The organism is Aeribacillus sp. FSL K6-2833, assembly GCF_037965815.1.
Taxonomy (GTDB): domain Bacteria; phylum Bacillota; class Bacilli; order Bacillales; family Aeribacillaceae; genus Aeribacillus; species Aeribacillus composti.
Window position 1 is genome coordinate 637,697 of record NZ_CP150189.1, and the last position, 24,889, is coordinate 662,585.

Genomic DNA, 24,889 nt, shown 5'->3' on the forward strand with positions numbered 1-24,889 from the left:
GGAGATCAGGAATGCCCGTTGAAACGCATATCAATGTGACCGTTGATTTTAGTAAATGGGGGAAAGGTCGATATGATGTGAGGATACCGGCACATCAGCCGATAAAACAGCTGCTGTCGAACTTGAATGAATCTTTAAGGTTCGAACTCCCTAATTATTCCCTTTTTGCGGTAAAAATCCCGACTAAAGAACTTTTACTGGCGGATGACGACCAGATTAGCGAGTTCCCAGTGGCGAATGGAGATATTTTACTTGTTTTATAGAACAAGAACCATGCTTTTTATCATAGCCTGTGTAACGTTGAAAAGTCCTGCGGTAATATGTCAAGGTGAAAAATCATAGAAATTGGAAATTCCCTTGTCCGATGATCCGAAAAAAGGCAATACTGAAGAAACCCAGTATTGGTACATGTAATAAACTGGGTCTAAAGGTTGATATTGGTATACCAGATCGATCCTCTTATCGATCTTCCCCCTTTCTTGGCGTGTAGATTTGACCGTTGCGTAGCAGCGCATCGATCACACGCACGAGTTTTCTAGCGGTGAGGACGAGGGCTCGTTTATGTTGGTGTTTGGGCACTTCCTCATACTTCTTCCGGTAGTACGCACGAAACGTCGCATCATGCCGTTGCACCGAGTTGGCAGCCTCCACTAGGTAGTAACGGAGATAGCGATTGCCGGAACGAATGAGGGAGGTGTCCTCGGCTTGAAAACGGCCCGATTGGTGCTTGGACCATGTCAAGCCGGCATATTTTGCCAAGGCGGCCTGGTTGTGAAACCGCTCGATTTGCCCGATTTCGGCCAGGATGCCTGCGGTATAAACCGGTCCGATGCCTGGGATGGTTTGCAGTGTGTTCGGAATGCCTTCAAGATGGCGGGTAATGGCTTTATCGAGCTCTTTGAGCTGCGATTGCAGGCTGCGGATTGATTGAATCGACAGCCCTAACAGCAAGTCGATGGAATCCTCGACACACTTGGACAACCGATACGACGAACGGGCCGCCTTTTGAATCGACTTGGCGATGCATTCCGGATCGGCAAAGCGATTGCGCCCTTTTTGGCGCAGGAAGTCGGCCAACTGCTTGACATCCATTTGGCAGATGTCATCGAGGCTCCACGACTCAAGCAGCAGTTCGAGAATGGCATGTCCGAAGATCGAACTGTCCACCTCTTGGGTAAAGGAACTGCATTTGTAAAACAAGTGCTGGAGAAAATACTGTTTCTCACGGGTTAACTGGTGGACGAGATGATATCGCATGCGTGTCAGTCGCTGAAGCGCGAGAAACTGCTCCTTGAGGACAGCCGTCATCTTCAGACGGCCGAAGCGAAGCCGATCCGCAATGATCCAAGCATCGATGTCATCCGTTTTCTCCAAGTCGACATAGGCTTCTTTAAACTTGCGAATGAGCTTTGGATTGATCGTAAACACCTTGACGTTCCAAGCCTGCAAGGCCTCCTGCTGGTGGAAAAACATAGCTGGATGCCAACTGTAGACCGAGGTGGCTTCCATCCCGATCAGAATTTCGGTTGGCTTTCGCTTGTTAGCCCACAGGAGGATTTGATCCCGAAGGAAGGTGGCGCCCAGAAGATGATTATCCACTTTGAAGCGTGCGCACGTATTTCCTTCATGATCCATAATGCAGGTGGCTAAGTCGCGTGAGCTCACGTCGATCCCGACGTAGAGTTTCATGAGATCACCTCCTATTGTTGTAGGATCGAGGGGTAGGACTCTTCGGGATGCCCCCGGATCGCGCCTGTTGACCAGTCACCCTCGCATATGAGAACTCACGTTGGACCATGGGCTGCCCTGGAAGCTGCTCCTTCCAGCATGGGGAAAACCAACGGGAACAGCCTGCGGGTTAGACGTCCAAACAGGGGCCGAGGAGACAGACTTTACAAGTAGTCAAAGCTACAGGAGTGAGAAGAGTATCCCCGATGATCCTAAGACCATTATCCAGGAACATTGCGAAAAGTCCAACCCCGGTACGCTCAACCCTTTGTGGGAGGGGCGCGCCCCTCCCACAAAGGCAACCACCCAAGATATGCGATTGTCAAGGAGCGTATCGGACTGGAAATTCGATAAAAAAACTTTCTGAAACTTAGTATACGAGGAGTCAGAAATCATGAAGGAAAAAACAATTAAAATGGATTCCGTGTCTTATCATTTTTTTATTGAAAACAATCAATGGAAATTAGAACTGGCAAAATCGCAGACCCGCGTGAAAGATATTCGTGAATTGGCTCTGATGAAGGAGAATACAGACCAGTTTGTTCCGGTAGAAGTGGAGGACGGGGAAGAGGTTCTCACTTTCCAATTTCAAGTTGATTCCAATATGAACCATTGGGAAACCATTCAAAGCTTGGGGCGAAGTGACAAGTTGCGATTGCTGTGCAATCTGGCCCGTTTCAGAAAAATTTTAGATACGCGAATTACGTTCTTCCTGCATCCACATAATCTCATATTTGACGATAATCTTATACCTTTTTTGGTTTACAGAGGCATTCGACAGGTGCTCCCTCCCTATGAGATCAACGACGAAACCTTCCTGCTGCAATATAAATGCTTGAGTATCGCCCTATTTTCAAAAAAATATAATTTCGATGAACTATATGCAGGTTCATGGAAAAATGCAAAAGATACCGAGTTTGAACGTCAAATCAGTGAAATTGATCATTTTGATGACTTTGTTGAATTTTTACACAATCAGTATCGCAAGGAAAAGCGCGAAACAGAGAAAAATATGCAAATCGTTCCAAAAAAAAGATTTCAGCTATTTAAACGTTTATCCATTGCCATGATCGCAGCTGCAGTCATTTTGGCTGTTCCTGTTGTATACTTCGGCTTTTTCAAGCTGCCGTTTCAGCAGCACCTTTTGGAAGCGCATAGGGCTTTTTTATCCAAGGATTATTCAGAAGTCATTTCAGATCTCGAAAGTTTCAATCCTGAAAAATTGCCAGATTCGGGAAAATATATATTGGCCTATTCATATGTTAAATCCGAAAATCTGGGCGATGAAGAAAAAGACACCATTATGAATAATATTAGCTTAAAAAGCGATCCTAACTACTTATTGTATTGGATTTACAATGGCCGCGGAGATTTGGATAAATCACTTGATTTAGCGATGTATCTTGATGATCCGGTGTTAATCATGTACAGCTATATTAAAAAAATTGAGAAGGCAAAAAATGATCCAAACTTAAGTGGAACCGAACGGCAAAACCAGGTGCAGCAATATGAAGAGAAGTTAAAATCGTATGGAGAAAAATATGGTCTGGAATCTTTGTTTGTGACGGATCCGGAGAAAGCCAATCCAACTGAAGAAACGGGTGGATCTGCGCCGGCAGCTGCAGAACAACAAGTAACCGATCAAGCAAAGGGGACACAGACAGATCGAACGAAGAAAAAGGTTCCTGAACAAAACCAAACAGAAGAAACGAAATGAGGGGATCTTGCCTGCATTTATGAGCGGCTATCATTTTAATAGTTCAGCTGATTTTTAGTTTTAAAGAATTAAACGTTACGATTCATGTACCCCAATCATTTCGCTTACTGGAAAAAAAGGCACGCGTCTTTCTTAATTGCATGTAGAGAGGGAGAAAGAGATGGCACAACGATTATTACTGGTGAGTTATGATAAACAATTGCATAAATGCCATTTACATGACCATGAACCGAAAAGAGTATCAATCGGCGGCCAATGGTCTGACACTATTACCTTTCACGGTTTATCCGACACCATTTGGGTGGATTGGGATGGTGAAACATGCAAGGTTGAAAATAAATCATTGATAAATGGTGCCATTTCATTACAGATAAACAATATTCCGCTGGAAATATACCTTACGGAGCATAATGATTGGCACTACTATGACATTTCCAATAAATTGAACATTACCTTTGGCAAAAATACATATGATGATGTGCAGATTCCCAATACTGCTATTGATTTCGTATTGTTCCGTGATCAATTGGGAGACTCTTTTCAAATGGCTGTCTATCAGGGAACTGTCTTTCATAACTATACATTTGTGGATGGAGAAGAAGTGAAGATTGAAGCGGGGGATGAGCTTTTTTTTGCCGGTGTAATGGTCAGAGTGACCAAAGATCGTTTGGAGATATTGGCCTCCGAACCCTATATATCTAAATTGGTGCCATTATATAGCGCACAAAGCAAGTATAACGCGGATTATCCTAATTATCACCGTTCACCGCGCATTATTTACCGTGTTCCGGAAGATAAACGGAAAATTGCTAAACCATCCAGCAAGCCAAGCAAACCGAGTGAACAACTTGCCCGTGTCATTGTTCCGCCGCTAGTCATGATTGCAGCCTTCGTACTCGTTTCCTTTTTTCAGCGAAGCGGCATTTATTTAATTGTGATGCTGTCTATGACGATTGTCACAGTTATTTTTTCCATCACCTCTTATGTGAAAAGCTTGCGGCAATATCGATTGGATATGAAAGAACGGGAGGAGAGCTACCGGGATTATTTGAAGCAAAAAACACATGAATTGTATCAAGCAAGTGAAGAACAGCGCCATGCCTTAAACTATCACTACCCAAGTGTGGAGCAAATCCGTGATATGGCCTTAAGGATAGACTCGCGGATTTACGAAAAGACGAGGTTTCACCATGACTTTTTAATGTATCGCGTTGGAACAGGGACAGTGGATGCCAGCTTTGACATCGAATTCAGCATGGAAGAATTTACACAGGATAAAGATGAACTGGTCGAGGAGGCGCGCAGCCTTCGATCACAATTTTTAAAATTGCATGATGTTCCGATTGTAACGTCCTTGTTAAATGGGCCTGTGGGATATATAGGTCAGCGCCGTCTTGTGTTGGAACAGCTGCAAATGCTCGTCATGCAAGCAGCCTTATTTCACAGTTATCACGATGTTCAATTTGTGACGATATTCCCGGAGGAAGAAAAGCAACAATGGGCTTGGATGCGCTGGCTGCCGCATGCCAGTTTGCGTGATTTAAATATTAGAGGTTTTATATACCACGAGCGATCTCGCGACCAAGTTCTCAATTCGCTCTATCAAATTTTAAAAGAAAGAAAATTAACAATTGATGAGAAAGCGAACAAAAATAAGAATATCTATTTTTCACCGCATTTTGTCATTTTTATTACAGATGAAAAGCTGATTTTAGACCATACGATCATGGAGTTTTTTAATGAAGATCCAATCGAACTTGGTGTTTCGCTCGTGTTTGTGGAAGATGTCATGCAGTCATTGCCTGAGCATGTAAAAACGGTGATTGATATACGCGATGCCCACTATGGCAACATCATTATCGAAAACGGCGAATTGGTAAACAAACGGTTTGTTCCAGATCACTTCCCGGACGGTTTTAACAAAGAAGACATTTCCCGTGCTTTGGCTCCTTTAAACCACCTGCAAAACTTGAAAAATTCCATTCCGGAAAGCGTGACTTTCCTTGAAATGTACGGCGTGGAAAAGGTTGAGGAGCTCGGGATTGAAGAACGCTGGGCACGAAACGAAACATATAAAAGCCTGGCAGTACCGATCGGACTGCGGGGAAAAGAGGATATTGTCCAGTTGAACCTCCATGAAAAAGCGCACGGACCGCACGGGCTGATCGCCGGGACGACGGGTTCGGGGAAATCTGAAATCATTCAATCTTATATTCTCTCGCTTGCCGTTAATTTCCATCCGCATGAAGTTGCATTTTTGCTGATCGACTATAAAGGCGGCGGGATGGCGAATCTGTTCCGGAAGCTGCCGCACCTGCTCGGCACCATCACAAACCTTGACGGTGTCCAGTCGATGCGCGCGCTTGCCTCGATCAAAGCCGAACTAAAGAAGCGCCAGCGCTTGTTTGGAGAGCATAACGTCAACCATATCAACCAATACCAGAAGTTATATAAAACGGGCGAAGCGAAAGAGCCGATGCCGCATTTATTCCTGATCTCAGACGAATTTGCCGAACTGAAAGCGGAGCAGCCGGATTTCATGAAAGAACTTGTCTCGACCGCCCGCATCGGTCGTTCGCTCGGCATCCATCTGATATTGGCAACGCAAAAACCGAGCGGGGTTGTCGACGATCAAATTTGGTCCAACTCGAAATTTAAACTGGCACTCAAAGTCCAAAACACAAGCGACTCGATGGAAATTTTAAAAACACCGGACGCCGCTGAAATCACCTTGCCGGGACGCGCCTACCTGCAAGTCGGCAACAATGAAATTTACGAACTATTTCAAAGCGCATGGAGCGGCGCAAATTATGTTCCGGATCAGGAGGACCAAGACCTTTTGGACACGACGATTTACGCGATTAACGAGCTTGGCCAATATGAGCCGATTTCTCAGGATTTAAGCGGCCTTTCCAACCGCAAAGAAATAGTAAAAGTCCCGACTGAACTCGAAGCTGTCGTCGACTGGATCAACGCCTACGCTGAAAAAATCGGTGTGGAAGAATTGCCAAGACCGTGGCTGCCGCCGTTAGAAGAGCAGATCTATTTAACGGAGCTGCATCAAGTAGAATATACAGAAGCTTGGTATCAAGAGAAGCAAGGGCTTGAAGCGACCATCGGCCTTTTAGATTTGCCGGAAATGCAAGAGCAAAAGCCATTAACCTTGAATTTGGAGAAGGATGGACATTTAGCTGTTTATTCCAGCCCAGGCTATGGGAAATCAACCTTTTTGCAGACTTTGGCAGTGGATATTGCCAGACAGTATAACCCCGAAAGAGTTCATATGTATTTAATCGATTTAGGAACTAACGGTTTGTTGCCATTGAAAGATTTGCCCCATGTCGCCGACACCATTATGGCAGATGATGAAGTGAAAATGGCTAAGCTTATTCGCCGCTTACGAAATGAGATGAAGGAGCGCAAGCAGAAATTAAGTAAATACGGAGTTGCCAACATTCGCATGTACGAAAAGGCAATCGGCGAAAACGTTCCGGCGATTCTACTCATAATCGATACGTATGATTCCGTTTTAGACTCTTCTTATAAGAATGATTTTGAGAATATGGTCGCGCAAGTTGCAAGGGAAGGCGTCAGCGTCGGTATACATCTTGCCATCAGCGCAGGAAGGCAAAGCGCGTTAAGAGCGCCTCTCCTCGCCAATATTAAACATCAGATTGCCTTGTTTATGATAGATGCTACAGAAGTTCGCAATATTGTAGGGAGAACGGATTTATCGATTGAGGAAATACCAGGCCGCGGCCTAATCAAATTGGATCAGCCAACTGCTTTTCAAACAGCTTTGCCTGTAAAAGGCGAAGATACGCTGCAAATCATTGAGGGAATCCAAACGGAGAGCAAAGGTATGCGTGAAGCGTGGAAAGGCAAAACGCCGGCTCCAATTCCAATGGTTCCAGAAGTGGTTGAATTTTCTGCATTCATTAAACATCCGAAGGCAAAAGATATGTTGGCGTCAGGAGGCATTCCATTTGCGGTGGATTTTGAAGAAGTAGAGCCTGTAGCACTACAGGTTGTTGAAGACCAAAATACATTAATTTTAGGAGAAATGGCTGATGCAGTGGAACAAACGTATTTAACTCTTCTATCCAGCATTTCGCTCAATGAGCATATTGATGTCGGTTTGTTGGATAATGCTGCAGCAGCATTCCAATTGTATCAAAACCATGTCAATTTGTATGCGGATAATGGAGCTTCGATGGATTTGTTTGTAGCCAAAATTCAAGAACTATACGAGGCAAGGGAAGACGCATTTCGCCAAATCCAGTTGGAAACAAACGGGCGAGCGACCATACGCGATTTTAAGAACCAAATCCGTCCGCTCGTTGTTTTAATCACCGATGCCTCCTTTGTCGTTGAAACGATGTCGGCGCTGTCGCAGTCAACGCTTGCAAAGCTGATGGAAACGGGAGCAAGGCTTGGAATCTATTTCATTATTGGCGGAATCCCGGGAAGAATTGAAAGAATGTATGATGACATTTCCACTATGATCAAAAAACAAAAAACGGGTGTGTTGATTGGCAGGGTTGCCGACCAAAATATTTTGGAAGTGATGAATCGGCCGTATAAGGAAAAGAACCTGCCGCCTTACGAAGCTTATTATATCCGATATGGAAAAGCGGTAAAAATTAAAATCGCCGCGCCATATCGTACAAAGGAGGAAGTGAGCGAACATGTTTGATTGGTTCAAAACGGCGACGGAGAAAAAAAGAGATGATTACCATAAGCTTTACGAAAAACTTCATGATGCACTTTCGGATTATGATCAAAATGTTTCGGAAGCAGAAGGAATCTACGAAAGCTATGTAGGAAAAGCAGCTCATTTATCCAGCTCAGACATTCCATCAAACGACTTTGAACCTAAGCGGCAAGAACTCAATCAGAAGCTGAATAAATATTTCCAACTGGAAAAGCAGAAAAGAAGCTCTCTTGTGTCCGCCAAAAATAAGGCATACGAAAGATACATTTACTATAAAAACTTAGCCATTAAAGAAGCGAGGGAGAGAGCGGAAAGAGAGGAAAGAGAACGGAAAGAAAGGATGGAGCGGTTATATGGGAAGCGTTAAAATCAACGGTGCCAAAGTAAATGAAGCGAAAGAAACGGCAAAAGCGCTTGAAGAGTCGATTAGAAACACGAAGAACACATGCAGCCAATTAATTTCCTATATTCACTCGGCGGGGTGGAGTGGAAAATCACGAGACGCATTTCTTACCTATCTCGAGATTATACACAAATATCATCAAGAGATGGAAAAGGCTGCAGCGAAACAGACAAAAGCCCTGAATAATTTGGAAAGTTATTTCCATGACTTTTTGAACGATCCATCAGTTAAAGAAGTGAGAAACTTATGAACGCTGCTCGCGATGCTTTTAACGTACCGGAATTATATTTGTTGGCTGCGGCTTTTGGATGCAATACGATATTCGGTCTCCCGGATAAACAAATTTACCAATTAAAGGGAGAAGAAGTTTTTAAAGAAGCTCACGAACGCTTAAAAGAAAAACAAATATTAGATTCTGCCGGCAAAATCACAGAGGCGGGGGCCTTGGTCATTCAAGCACTGGAACATTATGCTCAAAGTGAAAAATATGTGCGAATTAATAATTTAATGTTTGCTTTCTTCGAGAAAACAAATGACAAGCTGATCGTTTTGGTGGAACTAGAAAATAACTTATACCAATTAAGGATCATGGCCAAAGCTTTTGTTCTCAAATTGCTAAGCGAACAGTTTCCGTTAATGTCAAGAGAACCGGCGCCGCTTGAAAAAACTTTTTTAAAGCGTGAACTAACCCATGAAGAAAGGCGAGAAGTAGAAAGTTTTGAACCGGAAAAAATGTTTATGAATCTTGAATTCTTTCATATGACTGAACGGCCGATGGAGCCTGACAATCCGAAATTCTATCAGCAGTGGATGATTTTTACGAAAGATCAAAATCTGATTATGGTGGATATCCCACAAAAGAAATACTACCATGCAAGCCAATATTGGTTTCTGAAACTGCTCTTTGACGAATTGGAATTTCCTTATAAGGAGGCAAAAGCGCATGGCTAACGCGAATATGGGCGGAGGAGGATCCGGCACCATTGATGTCAATCCGGATGAAATCACGACTGTTTTTAATTATTTGAACAGAATTCTTTCGGAATTAGAGGAAACGGCAATTCCCAATATAAAAAAACTAAGCAGCCTTGATTACTATACGGCGGGCAAAGCGATGAAAGCGATGGCTGTATACGATGAAGCGAATGAAAAGATCATGGATTTGTACGATCATTACAGTCGTGCAGCAACGTTAGTAATGGACATTTTATTAACCATGATGGAAGTGGACCAACAAATTGCGGAACAGATTATAGCAAAATTGGAGGTATAATCGGATGGATGTCAAATATATACCTTCCGAATGGGAAAGGACCAAGAAAGGCATTGGCGATCTGATCGGCCTCGGTGCATGGGGAAAAGGCATGATCGACAACTTAAAAGATATCAGTGATCTTTTGGAAGACGCCCAATCAGACATCGCCAAATATGATAGCGACGGTGTCATCTCTTTCACCCACACGGACCGCAAAAGCCAATATCAACAATTATATGAAGATTATCTCGTCCTGCACCGCTTTAGCGGCCGTGTCGGAGATATTGTCGACCGTACGATCGATGAGCCGTTTTATCAAGATATCGATGCTTTTGTCGAAGCGATGCGCAACTTATCGATATCAGAGATCAAGACGAAAAACCACATCGGTGTTAAAGAAATAATCGTCGTTCCAGGAACTTATGGCACACAAGAGACGATCGAAGTGCCAAAAGCCGAGGTCGGACTAGAAGATCTGTTCAGCGGCAGCAACTACTATGCCAGGCTGATGGAACGGGAATACGCCTCATGGAAAGAACTGAATCCCCACCAGGACTTTTCGGAAAAAGAATACATAAAGAATGCATTGAATTCCTACGCCTTTCAGTATGAATCGATCAAAGACGGGCAAATGCACAAAGAATTCTGGGGGCAAATAGCGGCGCTCGTCGTGATTGTCGGCGTCTCATTTATTTGTCCGCCAGCAGGGATGGCATTGGGCATGGCCTATGGTACACTGGAATTAAGCTCGGCCGTTTCCGGAAAAGACTGGATTTCAGGGAGGGAACTAGAAACAGGCGAAAGAGTATTCCGTGGTGTCCTCGCTCCATTGGATATCGTCCCTGGCGTTAGCGCGCTTTCTAGATTCAGCAGCGCCGCCCGCTTTTCACCTCTAAGAGAAGCAAGTGATCTTCAATTATTAACGGGGTTAAAAACGGGCTTCCAGCAAAAATCACAACGTGCCTCCGACATAGTTGTCCATGCTGAAAAAGACATCGTTGCCCGCATTCGAAATGCGAAAGCATGGGCGAAGGAAATGCCTCAGCATTTGAAAACCGGCGCAGCAAACGGTGCGTTGCAAGTCGGCCGATTCGTAGACAACGCCATAACAAATCTGAAAAATGCGATCCCTGACCGGCAAATGGGATTCGCCATGGAAGGGGTTGGGGATGTTAAGGTTCCGGCGGAAAATACGCATGCGGTGGAGAATAAAATCCGGGCATACTTGAGTAAGGTCGATGGGGTGAATGTTGGGGGGAATAAAGTTAACAACGATGGCTTCGAATATAACATTAAGGATATGGGAACAGGCGAAAGTACTATAGATCCTAAATTAGAAAAATATGTTTGTGAATCATTTGAAGGTATAGGGAAAGAGGCACAAGATAATTTCAATAAATATCTCAGAGATAATGTTTGGTGTGATGAAACGTTATCTAATGCTGAAAAGATTGAAATTATGAAAGCTAACTTTAATAAGTTAACACCGGAACAAAAAATAAATTTTAATGTTTTAAATGATGTTAGAGTGATAAAAAATGCTGATTATTCTAATTGGGGAGAATGGCCAGATATTGACTGGCCAAGTTTTCCAGGTTTGAATAAAGATACTGCAATTGGTGTATTTAATAAAGAAACTGGAGAAATATTAATTCCAAGTGAATTAGATAGAATTGGAAGTCCTTTTGGTAACAATTTAGGTGTGGTAGAAAATGGTTATCATAGTACACAAAGTGAACGTTCTATTTGTTATATTGAAAATGAGTATGCGAGGAACACCTATTATTTTGATAAAACGTACTATAAAGATGCAATAGATGCTATTAAAAATTTTAGTATTGACCATCCAGAAGATTCTGTTAACAAAATAAATTCTATTATTGATAAATTAAATATAAAGAATGGAACAAATAATCCTCATATTACTGAAAATGTTATTGCCAATTGGTATTCTCAATATAAAGCTTTTCAATCAAATCCTGAATTGGTAGCTTTGTGTAAAGAAAAAGAAATAGACTCAACATATGGTGTTATGGGGGAAGCAGCTCCATGGGAAAAAAACGGTGAAATAATAACTACGGGTGGTGCGAAACAAATTAACACTCCAATAAATGTGAAAGCTTTAGAGGATATCGGTATATTACAAAATAAAGGAGGTTGGTAAAAAATGACACGAACTGAATATGAAAATAAAATAAAAGAGTTAGGCATAGATTTGGAAGAATTGAATATTGTTATTGGTAGAAAAACCAATGTACCATTTTCAACAGGTTGCTACTTAGAAGGTGATAATTGGATCTTATATAATGTGGATGAAAGACAAAATTTTTCAATTATCGAAAGGGGAAATGAGAATCAAATTTTCAAATTTTTATATATGATAACGATGGGAAAAATAGGTAGATAGAAAATAAACATTTTAATTTGACCGCACTACTTATCCAAAGCTTCTAAGCTATTCCATGTCGTTGAAATAAAATTAATAATTAATGGAAATTAAATTTGACCGTAATAAATGGTTCAGAGAAGAGGGGCTTTTGAATCCTTTTTATGTTATCCATGATAATAAAGAGCCAATATTGTAACAGGTTCGGAAGTAATATTTAATAATGAAAGTGATGCCCTTGATAACTTTATAAAAAGGCTTATAACAGTAAAGTTGTTATTTTAAGATTAGCAAGAACAATAAGGTATTTAAGTAATAGAAACATAAAATATTTTCTGTCAATAAATGTGGTAGAGCATAAAATTTTTTAATAGAGGGATCGACAGAATTTTTGAAGGGCTGTCCAGAAAGTCAAATCGCCATTGAAAACAAAAAATCATAAACACCGATATATCAACTTTTCTAAAACATTAATGGGGGTGTCAATAAGCCGTAAAAACGACTTATTAGACACCCCTTTTTTCCATAAATAGACAATCCTATCAAATTACCGAGGTGAATAAACATGATCAGAAAAGGCCGTTTCGCCACTTATAAGGGAAAAGAATATGAAATGACTCGTAATATGGATGGAAATCTAATAATAATAAGTAGGATCCAGAATCGTTAAAGTTGGGATTTGTGGATAAATATAATAGAGAGTTCCTGAATGGAAATTTAAAGGTTACTTTGCTCCAAAAGATGGGGCTGAATTGTATGAAGTAATCAATGGAAAAGAATTTTTACGCGCTATATATGATGAAGACGTTGGTAGATTTGTTCCGATACAATAATTACTGGAGGGATTATTTTGAAAAAAGGATTATATGCCAAATATAAAGGTGAGGACTATAAGGCTAGATTAATAGAGAATAAAGTTAGGTTAATTAGCTATAATGCAACAAATTTAGATAAGGGGTTTAACGAAAAAAAATATCCAGATAATTATGACATTAGTAATCTCCCTAGAGTGTATATTAAAGAAGTTGAACAGAATGAGATAGAAGATATTTATGAAATAGAACTTATTGGAGTGATTGATGGACTAGAGGTGCAAATATTAAATGAAAATGTTAATGAATATCTTGTTGCTACATCTGATGTTACAATAGGAGTTGAGTTAGATCTAGACAGAAAAGATCGAGATACATTTATGGATTGGGTGCCAAAAAGTAGAGTTAAAACTATAACACATAAGAAATCAGTCATACTCTGATTTTCACAAGGTGGGAATTTACTAAACATCGAGTAGGAGGCTAATGAATTAGAAGTGCCGCAGCATTTGAAAATCGGCGCAGCAAACGGTGCGTTGCAAGTCGGCCGATTCGTAGACAACGCCATAACAAATCTGAAAAATGCGATCCCTGACCGGCAAATGGGATTCGCCATGGAAGGGGTTGGGGATGTTAAGGTTCCGGCGGAAAATACGCATGCGGTGGAAAACAAAATCCGGGCATACTTGAGCAAGGTCGATGGGGTGAATTTGGAGGACATAAAAGAAATTAAAGATAATTCAAAAGGTTTAAGTCCAGGTGATAAAGCGAAAATTGAAAAATGGATGTATCCACCCAGTGAGGAAAAGTACCTTAAATATAAAGATGTATATGATAATCCAAAATATTATAATCAAGAAACTGGAGAAGTAATATGGCCTCCAAATGATGGATTCGCAGAAGAACCGGTTGACACAATCCTGAAAGAAGGAATGTTAATAGATAGATATGGAGAACCAACTGGAGGCTTCTTTTCTCCAAAGGGTGTTCCGTATGAAGAGAGAGCGCTCGCATTGCATAGTGACGAAGCAAACTATTACGTTTATAGAGTATTGGAAGACTTTAGTGTTAAATCTGGTAAAGCTGCGCCTTGGTTTGGCAGACCAGGCGGGGGAACACAATTTGTAAAATACCATGAAAATGGGAAACCTTATACAATTAATGAATTAATTGAAGAAGATTTAATTGAACTTGTTTCTGTAAGGAAGTGGAGTCCATGATGAATGTGCTTGAACTCTTAAAGAAGGATCCTAATCTTTTTATCGTTGAAAATGATAACCAATCGTTAAAAGAAGTTTCTGTCTATCAAAAAAATTATGATAAAGACAATGTGTATTTCGATATGTCTATAAGATGTAAAACTGATATTGTCAACAAAAAAATGAGATTATATGAAGTCCAAAGAAATAAAGAATTTTTGATTGGACAATATGCCGATTCGGAATTTGGCCAATTGGCATTTTATATAGTTGTGTATAGTTACTTTAATCAAGATAAACCAAGTAATAGCGTAAGAAAAATGCTGCGAAATATAGGAGAAGATGTTAATAAAGCAAATAAAATCCTTGAAGATCATATAGGGAAAAATTATTTTTCTTTGTATAGAAAAGAAATTGGAAAAATAAATATTGATAAAATAAATGACGATCGTTGTGATGTTTTTTACTTGTCTCTTGAGAATAATATAATCCCAATTGTCCGAAACAAAAGATTGACAAGTGCATTTGTGATAATTTATAATTATGGCTTTTATTTAAAGCAATTTGACTCCTTAATGAAAAAGATCATTTCACATTACAATTTAAAATTAAAGAAAGAAGAAACAGAAGAATTAAAGAGATTGTATTTAAAAAAATAATTACAGCGGTGATAGTTACGAAACTGATTTAATTTATCATAAACACTAAAATATGAAGTCTTAATTCATAGAACCTCAGCTTTTTCTTTATTATCGCGGTATCTCGACATGGGCCGGTCCCAATCGGTCTAAGGGTTGATGACGGAATGAGCAACGAAAGACTTTGAAAAATAGCACTTCTTTGTAAAAAATGTTGGGGGGAATAAAGTTAACAACGATGGCTTCGAATATAACATTAAGGGTACGGGAAAAGGCGAAAGTACTATAGATCCTAAATTAGAAAAATATGTTTGTGAATCATTTGAAGGTATAGGGAAAGAGGCACAAGATAATTTCAATAAATATCTCAGAGATAATGTTTGGTGTAATGAAACGTTATCTAATGCTGAAAAGATTGAAATTATGAAAGCTAACTTCAATAAGTTAACACCGGAACAAAAAATAAATTTTAATGTTTTAAATGATGTTAGAGTGATAAAAAATGCTGATTATTCTAATTGGGGAGAATGGCCAGATATTGACTGGCCAAGTTTTCCAGATTTGAATAAAGATACTGCAATTGGTGTATTTAATAAAGAAACTGGAGAAATATTAATTCCAAGTGAACTAGATAGAATTGGAAGTCCTTTTGGCAACAATTTAGGTGTGGTAGAAAATGGTTATCATAGTACACAAAGTGAACGTTCTATTTGTTATATTGAAATGAGTATGCGAGGAACACCTATTATTTTGATAAAACGTACTATAAAGATGCAATAGATGCTATTAAAAATTTTAGTATTGACCATCCAGAAGATTCTGTTAACAAAATAAATTCTATTATTGATAAATTAAATATAAAGAATGGAACAAATAATCCTCATATTACTGAAAATGTTATTGCCAATTGGTATTCTCAATATAAAGCTTTTCAATCAAATCCTAAATTGGTAGCTTTGTGTAAAGAAAAAGAAATAGACTCAACATATGGTGTTATGGGGGAAGCAGCTCCATGGGAAAAAAACGGTGAAATAATAACTACGGGTGGTGCGAAACAAATTAACACTCCAATAAATGTGAAAGCTTTAGAGGATATCGGTATATTACAAAATAAAGGAGGTTGGTAAAAAATGACACGAACTGAATATGAAAATAAAATAAAAGAGTTAGGCATAGATTTGGAAGAATTGAATATTGTTAGTCTCATCACCATATTCTGTGATGTTCACACAATTCCGGAAATAAGTTAGCGAGATTGATACTCAATCTAGAGTAGCTCCTTCGTCAGCTTGCAGACCACTAAGTTGGTAGATGGAAGCGGTCAAGTGCTTTCCTTGACGGATTTCATTCTACCAACTACAATGCGGAAAGCTGATGAAGGGCATGGTTAAGCAACCTGATTTTTATAAGTTTTACCTGTACATGTAAATTTGCACATTATTTCAGGCTGACTTTTTCAAATTATTTTGGTTCGTTTTCTGAAATAATGTGCAATTTTTTTTGCGGATTATTTTAGATTTTGCGATTTTCCCCAGGTTCTTTGCACATTTTTCCGGTCGTTTTTCGATGATTTTTCCGCCCCTCTTCGAAAAAAATGGAACCCTCCGTACAAAGAGCTCCGATCGCTTAGTAAAGATGATGTTCCTCTGCCGCCATTCGAACGATTTCTTCATCGATCTGTTCTTTTTTCATTTGGTATCCATACAAGAGGCAAGTCGTGGCTAGGGTATTGATCACTCTTGGCCATCCTTGAGATTGTAAAGCGATGGCCTCTAGCGCTGCTGGAGTAAAAATCGGAATCTTCGCTCCCGCCATTTTCATTCGCTGTTCTATATATTGACCAACTTCTTCTTTCGTCAATGGCCCCATTTGATATCGCATGATGATACGTTGATTCAACGGCCGATGCTGGTTGAGCCGAAGTCGCGTTTGTAAATGCGGAAGGCCAGCTAAAATCAAGACAAATGGATTCGTCGAATCCATTTGAAAATTAAACAAAATCGCAAGATCTTGCAGAAAGGCATCTTTAGCCAGATGCATCTCATCCAAAATCAAGACAGGAGTGATTCTTCGTTCGGTGTACAATCGTTCGATTCCTTGCTGAATTTGATAAAACAAATCGACCTTCCGGTATTTTGGCTCTTCTCCCAACCCAAGCGCAAGCCCTCGGTAAAAATCCATCACTCCTCCTGTGGAAAGAGGAAAATAGACGACATGATACAACGATGGATTCAACGACTCTTTAAACGTTCGTAACGTAAACGTTTTTCCAGATCCCGGTTCACCAATGAATAGACCGATTCCTCTCGTTCGTTTGATATAATCCAATCCCGCCAATGCTTCTCGATACGAAGTAGCGAGATAGGCATCCGACGGCTTCATTTCTTTCGAAAAGGGTTCATGAGAAAGGGAGTAGAAGGTTTTATACATGATCTTCTTCCCCCTTTGCCCATTCTGTATTCAACGAAAACGGGGACCGATTTCGTTTCACATGGGCGTTATCATGCAGGCATACAGGTTTGGCTTGAGTGACTTCCTTGCCATCTTCATATACATATACACCATGATCATCGTAACGAATATCGACGGATTGGCCAATGAAACGAGGAGGCACTTCGTACAATTGTTTGTTGAGCGAAATCGTTCCATCGGCCTTCACTTTCCGAAACTCGCGTTTCAGAAACATTGAATCCAACACCGTCGGATCTTCTAGAAATTGAACCGTATGGTTTTGAGACAGAAAGATTTCATGAGGCGTTTTTCCATTGAGCGATGCATGGGGGTTACGATGATAATCTTCCTCCAGCCATCTCCAAAATCGTTCATTCAACTCTTCGAGTGAATGAACCGGATTCATGTCCAATAACGGATAAAAACGCGTCTGCACCGTCTTGAAAAAGCGCTCAATTTTGCCCTTGCTTTGCGGGTCATATGGCTGCGTATGAACGAGGGTGATCCCTAACTGTGCACACGCATACTGAAGAGTTTCGGAACGATAAATCTTTCCGTTATCCGAGTAAATCATTTTCGGCTTTCCATACCGAATGAGCGCTTCTTTGGTGACGACTCGCAGCCCATCAAATTTCTCGGAAGAGAAAAATTGAGCGTATGGCACGATGCGTGAACAATCATCGATGTAAGCGATGAGAAACGTTCTTTTCTTCTTCCCGTTGATTGGAACATACGGACCGTAAGAAAGGTCTCCTTGCCATAAGGCGTTCACTTGATCATGCGCAAAACGTTTTCTCTCCGGCATCGGTAAAATTTCTTTGCCGACAAGGTTGAATTTTTTTAATAATCGGTATATAGTAAAATAAGAAATTTGTTTTGGGTTGATTTCCCCTTGGTGTACCAGTTGTTGGTAAAAGACCGTCACTGGCACTTGGGGAAATTTTTTTCTCATCGCTAGAATATAATCCTCATCTTCTGGAGACAGCTTTCGGGAATGTCCACGATCCGAGCGCTTCTTCGGTTTTAATCCCTCAAATCCCATTTTCCGATAACGCAAGTACCAGTCTTGAATCGTTTTCGCAGCGATCCGTTTCTCTCCGTAATACGGCATTTCATGAATGCGATTAGCCATCTCAGTGAGGTAGCTCTTCGGATCTACTTGTTCATTCAAAAGTGGGGCAATCAATCCGAATCGGAATAAGGCAATTTGTTCTCTCATGTGTTCGTCCATCGTTTCCATCCTCCTTTTTCATTTCGAAGGACAGCCGGCTATCCATTTCACCTTTGATGATAAATTCTTCTTTTCCACCTGTCGAGGCAAAAGGTATGTGGGACGACCTCAACACCTAGTTGCGCTTCCTTATCGTCCAAAACAATGTGCCATAAAGTAGGTCGACAAATACCCCCACGACTCTTTGACAAACCGTTCCTCTCCCCATTGTTGGATTTTCCCGATCGATCGACAAGCTTGTTGTTGGGTATCTCGCTCCCAACCGAAAGATTCCTTCGCCGAAGTAAAATACATATAAATCCATGAAATTGTTTGGATAAATCGTCGGAGATAGAAAGAAATGAGTTGTCTTTTTGATGGATTTGTGCCGGTTTGATGAAGCACATTGATGTTAGACTAAAAAGTAGACACAGATTATTATAGTAATAATAGACTAAAAAATGAGGTGTCTACATGACAAAAAAACAAAGGCGGTACGAGGAAGACTTTAAGCGTCAAACTGTTCGTTATATTTTGGAGGAAGCGAAATCCGTTGCACAAGTGGCTCGTGAGCTCAAAATTAACGAAAATACTCTTCACGGCTGGATGAAAAAATATAAGCAAGAACCTGAAATAACAGAAACCCAAACGTTTCGATCCGAAGACCACGAAGTTCGTGAACTGAAGAAACGTATTCGGGATCTGGAGGAGGAAAACTCCATCTTAAAAAAGGCGATGCACTTCTTCGCGAAAGACCATCGGTAAAAGATTCATTTATCCATGAGCATCGCTTCGATTACCGATTGGAGAAGATGTGCGAAGTATTGAAAGTTTCTCGAAGCGGTTATTATAAATGGCGTGATCGTCCCAAAAGTGCTAGACAAGAGCGTCGAGAAGAATGGACGCAGGAAGTGCGTCGTGTGTATATCGAATCTCGCCAACTGTATGGGAGTCCAAAGGTTGCCAAAAAGCTTAATCATGAAGGCATTAAGGTTTCACAGAAGACGGTTTCCCGCATAATGAACAAAGAGGGAATGAAGTCTCGTACCGTGAAAAAGCATAAGGCTACCACTAACTCAAAACATAACCATCCGGTCCACGAAAATGTCTTAAACCAACATTTTACTGTTACGAAACCAAATGAAGTATGGGTAGCTGATATCACATACATTCCAACGGATGAAGGTTGGCTTTATCTAGCTAGTATGATGGATTTGTATTCAAGGAAAATAGTCGGCTGGCATATAGACTGTTCCATGAAAAAGGAGCTAGTGTTAAGTGCTTTAAAGCAAGCCTATCAGCGTCAACAACCACAGGGTTCTATCCTCCATCATTCTGATCGAGGGAGTCAATATGCTTCAAATGACTATCAAGCTAAGCTAATGGAATACGGAATGAAATGTAGCATGAGCCGCAAAGGAAATTGTTATGACAACGCTTGTATTGAATCATTTCATGGGATAATAAAAAAAGAACTAATCTATCAGACTCGTTATAAAACAAGGGAAGAAGCAAAAAAGAGCATATTTGAGTATATAGAAATATTTTACAATAATAAACGTATTCACTCCGCAACAGAGTATTTTTCGCCATCTGAATACGAACGTATGTACGACAAAAAGGGAGCTTAATGAGCATATTAATAGAATAGTTAGACCCGAAAATTTACCTTTAAAAATAATTAGGACAACGTCGTAATTATTTTTAAAAGGCCACCAAGCGATAGCGCGGTAGCTGCGAAAAAAATTTATAAATTTTTGTGTCTACTTTATTGACCTAATATCACTGGGGCTGTCACGACCTATTCTCCACTTCTACTATAAAAAAATAGTAGCACAGACCATGGCCGTGGTCTGTGCTACTAATCTTAGTATGTTTTTTTAAAAAGAAAATAAATTTTATTAAATTATGCGAATTTTATTTGTTTTATTTATTATTTTCTTTTTTTATTTTTTCAATTCTAACAAAATCTTTAAATTGGGATATTAAATCTTTTACACATTGTTCGCTTTTATATTCTTTGTTTCCGTTCTTAACAATATCTAATCTCATATAAATCTGTTTTAATACAGTTTTAGCCTCATCTTCTGTCAAAGAATCAATACTTTTTAAAACTTCATCATATTGCTTTACCGCATTTTCATCGGCTAATTTATTTTCAAACATCATACTCCTCCTTTAATTTTTTTCTTTTATCGGTTATTATTATATAACAAAAAAACTGTAACGATATACTACTTTTACATTAAATTGGAAGGGATGTAAAAAATGAATAATAAGATGCTACTTGTAATTATAATGTCACTAATATTTTTTACTTTTAATATACCCAAAACATTTGCTGATAATAACCATGAGCAACGATATTTTGTGACTTTTAAAGAAGAAGTGGATACGGATTACATTAAAGAAAAAGAGGGAAAAATTATTCGGCAGTTTAATACTTCATCTTCAGTATTAATAGAGGCTTCTTCAGAAACTATACAAAGAATTAAAGATAATAACGAGATCGTAAGTATAGAGTTAGATGTCGAAGTGGAAATTGATGAAGCTTATGAAACTGATTGGGGGCTCATTGATATTGATCCTCAAGAACAATTGATTCCTTGGAATATTGATTATATCGGTTCTACTTATGCTCATCAAATAGATATTACTGGTAAAAATGTTAAAGTCGGCATTATAGATTCAGGGATAAATCCTCATAAAGATTTGAAAGTTAGCGGTGGAATCAACATAGTGGGTAATAATGGGAATTATTATGATGACTATGGACACGGCACTAAAGTCGCTGGAATTATAGCAGCTTTAGATAATTCTTATGGAATTATAGGTGTTGCACCAGATGTGGAATTATATTCAATTAAAGTTTTGAAATCAAACGGAAAAGGGTCAATAAGCGATGTAGTAGCTGGTATAGAATGGGCTATTGAAAATGATATAGATATACTAAACTTTAGCTTACAAACAACAATAGATAATAGTGTATTAAGAAATGCTATTCAAAAAGCATATGAAAATAATATATTGTTGGTTGCTTCTGCGGGGAATATGGGAGGAACAAAAAAAGTGGATACTGTTACGTATCCAGCAGCATATGACGAGGTAATTGCTGTAGCGGCAGTAGATAAGAATGGAGAAAGGGCGTCTTATTCTAGTACAGGAAAACGAATAGATATATCAGCTCCTGGAGATTACGTTTATACAACTGTTCAAAGTGGATTATATTTTTTAGCTACCGGAACTTCTATGGCTGCTCCACATGTTAGTGGTGTCGCTGCATTAGTATTGGAGTGTCAACCTAATCTTGATGTAGAGGAGTTAAGAAAAATATTATTAAAATCTAAAAAACCTTTTGGAAACCCTAAACTTTATGGCAAAGGGATTATTGATGTTCCGAAGGCAATTAAATTTAGTAAAAATTAAAAATAGTTTACAAATAATACAAATTATGGGATTATAAACTCATAATTTAATAATCTTGTAATAATCTTGAAGGGGTGGTTTTAATGTCAAGAAAATTTCTTGCATGTTTATTAGTATTTTCACTACTAGTAACATTCACTCTTCCAAGTGCTAGTCTTGCAGCTCCAAAAAGTCAACAAAGTAATAATTCAGTTGTTACTGAAGAATACATCCAAAATTCAGTAACTACTGACGATGAAATTGGGGATGAGGTTGAAGCTGCAGGAAAAACAGGATGGCTAATTAAAATGGGCTTAGAAGTAGCCGAACAAATTGTAAGATATGGTGGTTCTGCATTATCAAAAATCACAAAATATCTTGATGCTGATACAGCGAAATATTTAAAGAATAATAGCAGTAAAATCGCAAAAGGTATTGCAGATGCACAAAAGAAAATTAACGAACTTGAGGATTATACACAATCCCGTTTAAGTGCAATACTTCAACAATCACTTTCTAATATGGGAGTTCCAAAATCATATGCTGTTCCAATCGGAGATGCGATTGCAGCTGCAGTTATGTTTTTAATTTAGGAATTGTTCGGACAAAACTAGTTTAAAAATAAGGAGAAAAGAGAATTTGAATTCACACCGATTCTCTTTTCTCCATTTTTATTTATCTAGGTCAGCAAGTGCCACATTTAGCAATGCATCTAGAACAACTGCTAGTTGGTCCATTGGCTGTTGGAAACACTAATCTAATGATGGTATTTAAATTAAAATATTTATTCACTCAATCAAAATTCATATACACTTGATCTTTTAAAAACACTTTTATTTCAGGATGTAATTTTAATACATAAGTATCTATAAAGTTTTTTATAAATGGTGCAACATTATATTGACTACCTTCCTCTGGTTGAATACCCATTTCTAAAGCATTTACATAATCATCTGAAGATATAAGACTTGGTTTTATTATATAAGTAAAACAATAAATACCGAAATAATATAACTAAGTAGTTGTAGTATAGATTTATGGACACAACTTGGTTAAGTAATACTCTAAAAAGAATTATAATTGATTGAATCGGCTACACTTAACTGGACAATAAAATTAAGGTCAAGTAGACTAAACACCAAATTTGGGTATACTGCTTATTAAACATAAAGGATCCGTACTAGAAACTTTACTTGGAGTGGCGGGTATGCTAGCCTTGTCGGCGAGACAGATGAACACATCATCTGACTTCTTGGCTGGGAAAGCATGCCCGCAGAGGCTCCATGTCAAGTTTCGTCGCAAACCCACTGTTTTGGTGGTCTACTTCAACACTACCACAGTTAAGGAGAGTTTAAAAATGAGAAACAGACGAACATTCACTGTAGAATTCAAGGCTCAAATGGTCAAGCTTTATGAAAATGGGAAACCAAGAAAAGATATTATTCGTGAATATGATTTAACGCCTTCAGCCTTGGACAAATGGATCAAACAAAGCAAAACATCCGGTTCATTTAAGGAAAAGGACAATCGTTCTCCAGAAGAAAATGAATTGATCCAGCTTCGAAAAGAAAACAAGCGTTTATTGATGGAGAATGATAGTTTAAAGCAAGCCGCGCTGATACTAGGACAAAAGTAAATGTGATCAAGAATAACAGACACAAATACTCGATATCAGCAATGTGCGATGTCCTACAACTTCCAAGAAGTACCTATTATTACGAAGTAAAAGAAAAAAGTAATGCAGAAGATGAACTGACAGCTGCCATTCTGGAAATTTTCCAGAAAAGCCGCAAAAACTATGGTACACGTAAAATCAAACATGAATTAGTAATCTAGGGAGGTTAGAACATTTATTAGAGAATGGCTCTGTCGATAACATAATCGAGGGATTAGCCAAATTTTCAGAGCGTTACTTTGACCGAATTCACGGGCAAGGCTCTTCCTCTTCTGTCTCCGTGCTTTGGACAAAAGAGTTTGGGCCGGTTTATCTGTTCCGAAAGGTATGGGAAAAGTTAGGGCTTGGTCGGCTATTACGTAAAATCATGGATGATTCCGAGGCTGCTTCTCAGTATGACGAAGCCATTTTTGCCATGGTGTTAAACCGTCTCATGGATCCCAATAGTAAGCATTATATCTTCAAACAATGGATCGACACGATTTATGCAGAAGGTCTTTCAGACATTCAACTCCATCACTACTATCGTGCATTAGACTTCTTAAGTGAACAAAAAGAAAAAATTGAGGAACAACTTTATGGACATTTAACCGATTTAACCTCATTAGAAGTAGATATCGTGTTTTACGACACGACAAGCACCTATTTCGAAGGAGAGGAAGCAGACGAACTGCTGGCTCACTATGGTTACTCCAAAGATCATCGTGGAGATCGAAAACAAGTCGTGATTGGCTTATTAATGACCAAAACAGGGATTCCGATTGGGCATCAAGTCTTCCCTGGAAACATGCATGATACGAAGACATTTGGCATGGTGGTTGGAGACCTGAAGAAGCGCTATCCTATTCAGAAAGTCATTCTAGTGGGAGACCGCGGAATGGTTAGTGAAGCCAACTTAGATCAAATTCGTGAACTGGGCATGGAATATATTGTGGGTGTCAAATTACGAAAGTCGAAGAAAGCCCAAGAGTGATGTTAGTCTAAAAATTAGACACGGAGAACAGGGAGATTATAATAAACTTAATTACAATAGGTTTGTTTTTTGAAAATAAAAGTGCAGAGAATTGCAAAATCCTTATGCAGTGATATGCAAAGGAGCTTTACATGGAGGAGGAGCCATGATAACCTTTTTTGGTTTTGCCAAAACTGTTGAAGCTGGCGCTTGGCTAAAGAATCATGGCTACAGAGGATCCATGTCAAGCCCTTGATGGATAGATCACATATATGTATATTTATACAAAATTTTGATAAAGATATACTGCAACACTCTGAATTTTCTTCTTGTAGAAAATAACT

The 24,889-nt window shown here is 39.2% G+C and carries 22 protein-coding genes and 1 pseudogene; 19 read left to right on the forward strand and 4 right to left on the reverse strand.

The window, feature by feature from the left end; genetic code table 11:
- The first annotated feature begins 11 nt into the window (after positions 1-11).
- The gene (locus NSQ94_RS03195; RefSeq protein WP_339230098.1) at positions 12-263 is read left to right on the forward strand and encodes an EsaB/YukD family protein; all 252 of its coding nucleotides are present in this window, start codon (positions 12-14) and stop codon (positions 261-263) included.
- A 196-nt stretch (positions 264-459) separates the two neighbouring features.
- Here NSQ94_RS03195 and NSQ94_RS03200 read toward each other — a convergent pair whose 3' ends face one another.
- Complete coding sequence (locus NSQ94_RS03200) at positions 460-1,689, reverse strand: IS110 family transposase (RefSeq protein WP_027725928.1); 1,230 nt, start codon at positions 1,687-1,689, stop codon at positions 460-462.
- A 433-nt stretch (positions 1,690-2,122) separates the two neighbouring features.
- Here NSQ94_RS03200 and essB point away from each other — a divergent pair, with 433 nt between their 5' ends.
- From essB to NSQ94_RS03265, 13 genes are all read left to right on the forward strand, one after another.
- Positions 2,123-3,445: a type VII secretion protein EssB gene (gene essB, locus NSQ94_RS03205; RefSeq protein ID WP_339230100.1), complete on the forward strand. Its 1,323-nt coding sequence runs from the start codon at positions 2,123-2,125 to the stop codon at positions 3,443-3,445.
- A gap of 160 nt (positions 3,446-3,605) precedes the next feature.
- On the forward strand, positions 3,606-8,141 hold the full coding sequence (gene essC, locus NSQ94_RS03210) for a type VII secretion protein EssC (RefSeq protein WP_339230102.1): 4,536 nt from the start codon (positions 3,606-3,608) through the stop codon (positions 8,139-8,141).
- Positions 8,134-8,526: a hypothetical protein gene (locus NSQ94_RS03215; RefSeq protein ID WP_094244497.1), complete on the forward strand. Its 393-nt coding sequence runs from the start codon at positions 8,134-8,136 to the stop codon at positions 8,524-8,526. The genes essC and NSQ94_RS03215 overlap by 8 nt, the downstream gene beginning before the upstream one ends.
- Positions 8,513-8,812 carry a WXG100 family type VII secretion target gene (locus NSQ94_RS03220; RefSeq protein ID WP_066249517.1) on the forward strand — a complete coding sequence of 100 codons (300 nt, stop codon included), beginning with the start codon at positions 8,513-8,515 and terminating at the stop codon, positions 8,810-8,812. Before NSQ94_RS03215 ends, NSQ94_RS03220 begins: the two co-directional genes overlap by 14 nt.
- Positions 8,809-9,513, forward strand: a complete 705-nt coding sequence (locus tag NSQ94_RS03225) for a DUF5081 family protein (RefSeq protein WP_094244498.1) — start codon at positions 8,809-8,811, stop codon at positions 9,511-9,513. The genes NSQ94_RS03220 and NSQ94_RS03225 overlap by 4 nt, the downstream gene beginning before the upstream one ends.
- Complete coding sequence (locus NSQ94_RS03230) at positions 9,506-9,835, forward strand: hypothetical protein (RefSeq protein WP_066249523.1); 330 nt, start codon at positions 9,506-9,508, stop codon at positions 9,833-9,835. The genes NSQ94_RS03225 and NSQ94_RS03230 overlap by 8 nt, the downstream gene beginning before the upstream one ends.
- A 4-nt stretch (positions 9,836-9,839) precedes the next feature.
- Positions 9,840-11,981, forward strand: a complete 2,142-nt coding sequence (locus NSQ94_RS03235) for a hypothetical protein (RefSeq protein ID WP_339230105.1) — start codon at positions 9,840-9,842, stop codon at positions 11,979-11,981.
- A 3-nt stretch (positions 11,982-11,984) separates the two neighbouring features.
- Complete coding sequence (locus NSQ94_RS03240; RefSeq protein ID WP_066251013.1) at positions 11,985-12,224, forward strand: hypothetical protein; 240 nt, start codon at positions 11,985-11,987, stop codon at positions 12,222-12,224.
- A gap of 829 nt (positions 12,225-13,053) precedes the next feature.
- On the forward strand, positions 13,054-13,458 hold the full coding sequence (locus NSQ94_RS03245) for a hypothetical protein (RefSeq protein WP_066251015.1): 405 nt from the start codon (positions 13,054-13,056) through the stop codon (positions 13,456-13,458).
- A 54-nt stretch (positions 13,459-13,512) separates the two neighbouring features.
- Entirely contained in the window at positions 13,513-14,235 is a 723-nt protein-coding gene (locus NSQ94_RS03250; RefSeq protein WP_066251017.1) for a TNT domain-containing protein, read from the forward strand.
- Positions 14,232-14,873, forward strand: coding sequence for a hypothetical protein (locus tag NSQ94_RS03255; RefSeq protein ID WP_066251020.1), 642 nt, complete (start codon positions 14,232-14,234; stop codon positions 14,871-14,873). The genes NSQ94_RS03250 and NSQ94_RS03255 overlap by 4 nt, the downstream gene beginning before the upstream one ends.
- A 402-nt stretch (positions 14,874-15,275) precedes the next feature.
- Entirely contained in the window at positions 15,276-15,632 is a 357-nt protein-coding gene (locus NSQ94_RS03260) for a hypothetical protein (RefSeq protein ID WP_094244501.1), read from the forward strand.
- Between the two features lie 176 nt (positions 15,633-15,808).
- A complete protein-coding gene (locus tag NSQ94_RS03265) occupies positions 15,809-15,979 on the forward strand; it encodes a hypothetical protein (protein ID WP_157727863.1) in 171 nt (56 codons plus the stop codon).
- Positions 15,980-16,478: 499 nt separating this feature from the next.
- Here NSQ94_RS03265 and NSQ94_RS03270 read toward each other — a convergent pair whose 3' ends face one another.
- Both NSQ94_RS03270 and NSQ94_RS03275 read right to left on the reverse strand, forming a co-directional pair.
- The gene (locus NSQ94_RS03270; protein WP_044748971.1) at positions 16,479-17,282 is read right to left on the reverse strand and encodes an AAA family ATPase; all 804 of its coding nucleotides are present in this window, start codon (positions 17,280-17,282) and stop codon (positions 16,479-16,481) included.
- Positions 17,275-18,534: an IS481 family transposase gene (locus tag NSQ94_RS03275; RefSeq protein WP_339230107.1), complete on the reverse strand. Its 1,260-nt coding sequence runs from the start codon at positions 18,532-18,534 to the stop codon at positions 17,275-17,277. The genes NSQ94_RS03270 and NSQ94_RS03275 overlap by 8 nt, the downstream gene beginning before the upstream one ends.
- Before the next feature lie 453 nt (positions 18,535-18,987).
- Here NSQ94_RS03275 and NSQ94_RS03280 point away from each other — a divergent pair.
- Positions 18,988-20,144 (forward strand): IS3 family transposase gene (locus tag NSQ94_RS03280; RefSeq protein WP_339230109.1). Its coding sequence is split into 2 segments (ribosomal slippage): positions 18,988-19,246 and positions 19,246-20,144, totalling 1,158 coding nucleotides; the frame shifts between segments, so codons are not numbered across the junction.
- A 295-nt stretch (positions 20,145-20,439) separates the two neighbouring features.
- On the opposite strand, the gene NSQ94_RS03285 is transcribed toward NSQ94_RS03280, so the two are convergent.
- Positions 20,440-20,679: a hypothetical protein gene (locus tag NSQ94_RS03285; protein WP_062678573.1), complete on the reverse strand. Its 240-nt coding sequence runs from the start codon at positions 20,677-20,679 to the stop codon at positions 20,440-20,442.
- A gap of 102 nt (positions 20,680-20,781) precedes the next feature.
- Here NSQ94_RS03285 and NSQ94_RS03290 point away from each other — a divergent pair, with 102 nt between their 5' ends.
- The 4 genes and pseudogenes from NSQ94_RS03290 (at position 20,782) to NSQ94_RS03305 (ending at position 24,566) form a co-directional block, all read left to right on the forward strand.
- Positions 20,782-21,939 carry a S8 family peptidase gene (locus NSQ94_RS03290; RefSeq protein WP_066251638.1) on the forward strand — a complete coding sequence of 386 codons (1,158 nt, stop codon included), beginning with the start codon at positions 20,782-20,784 and terminating at the stop codon, positions 21,937-21,939.
- Between the two features lie 83 nt (positions 21,940-22,022).
- Entirely contained in the window at positions 22,023-22,511 is a 489-nt protein-coding gene (locus NSQ94_RS03295) for a hypothetical protein (protein WP_062678576.1), read from the forward strand.
- Positions 22,512-23,275: 764 nt separating this feature from the next.
- Positions 23,276-23,736: pseudogene (locus tag NSQ94_RS03300) on the forward strand (transposase); the annotation flags it as partial.
- Positions 23,737-23,960: 224 nt separating this feature from the next.
- On the forward strand, positions 23,961-24,566 hold the full coding sequence (locus tag NSQ94_RS03305; protein WP_094244503.1) for an IS1634 family transposase: 606 nt from the start codon (positions 23,961-23,963) through the stop codon (positions 24,564-24,566).
- Positions 24,567-24,889 lie beyond the last annotated feature (323 nt).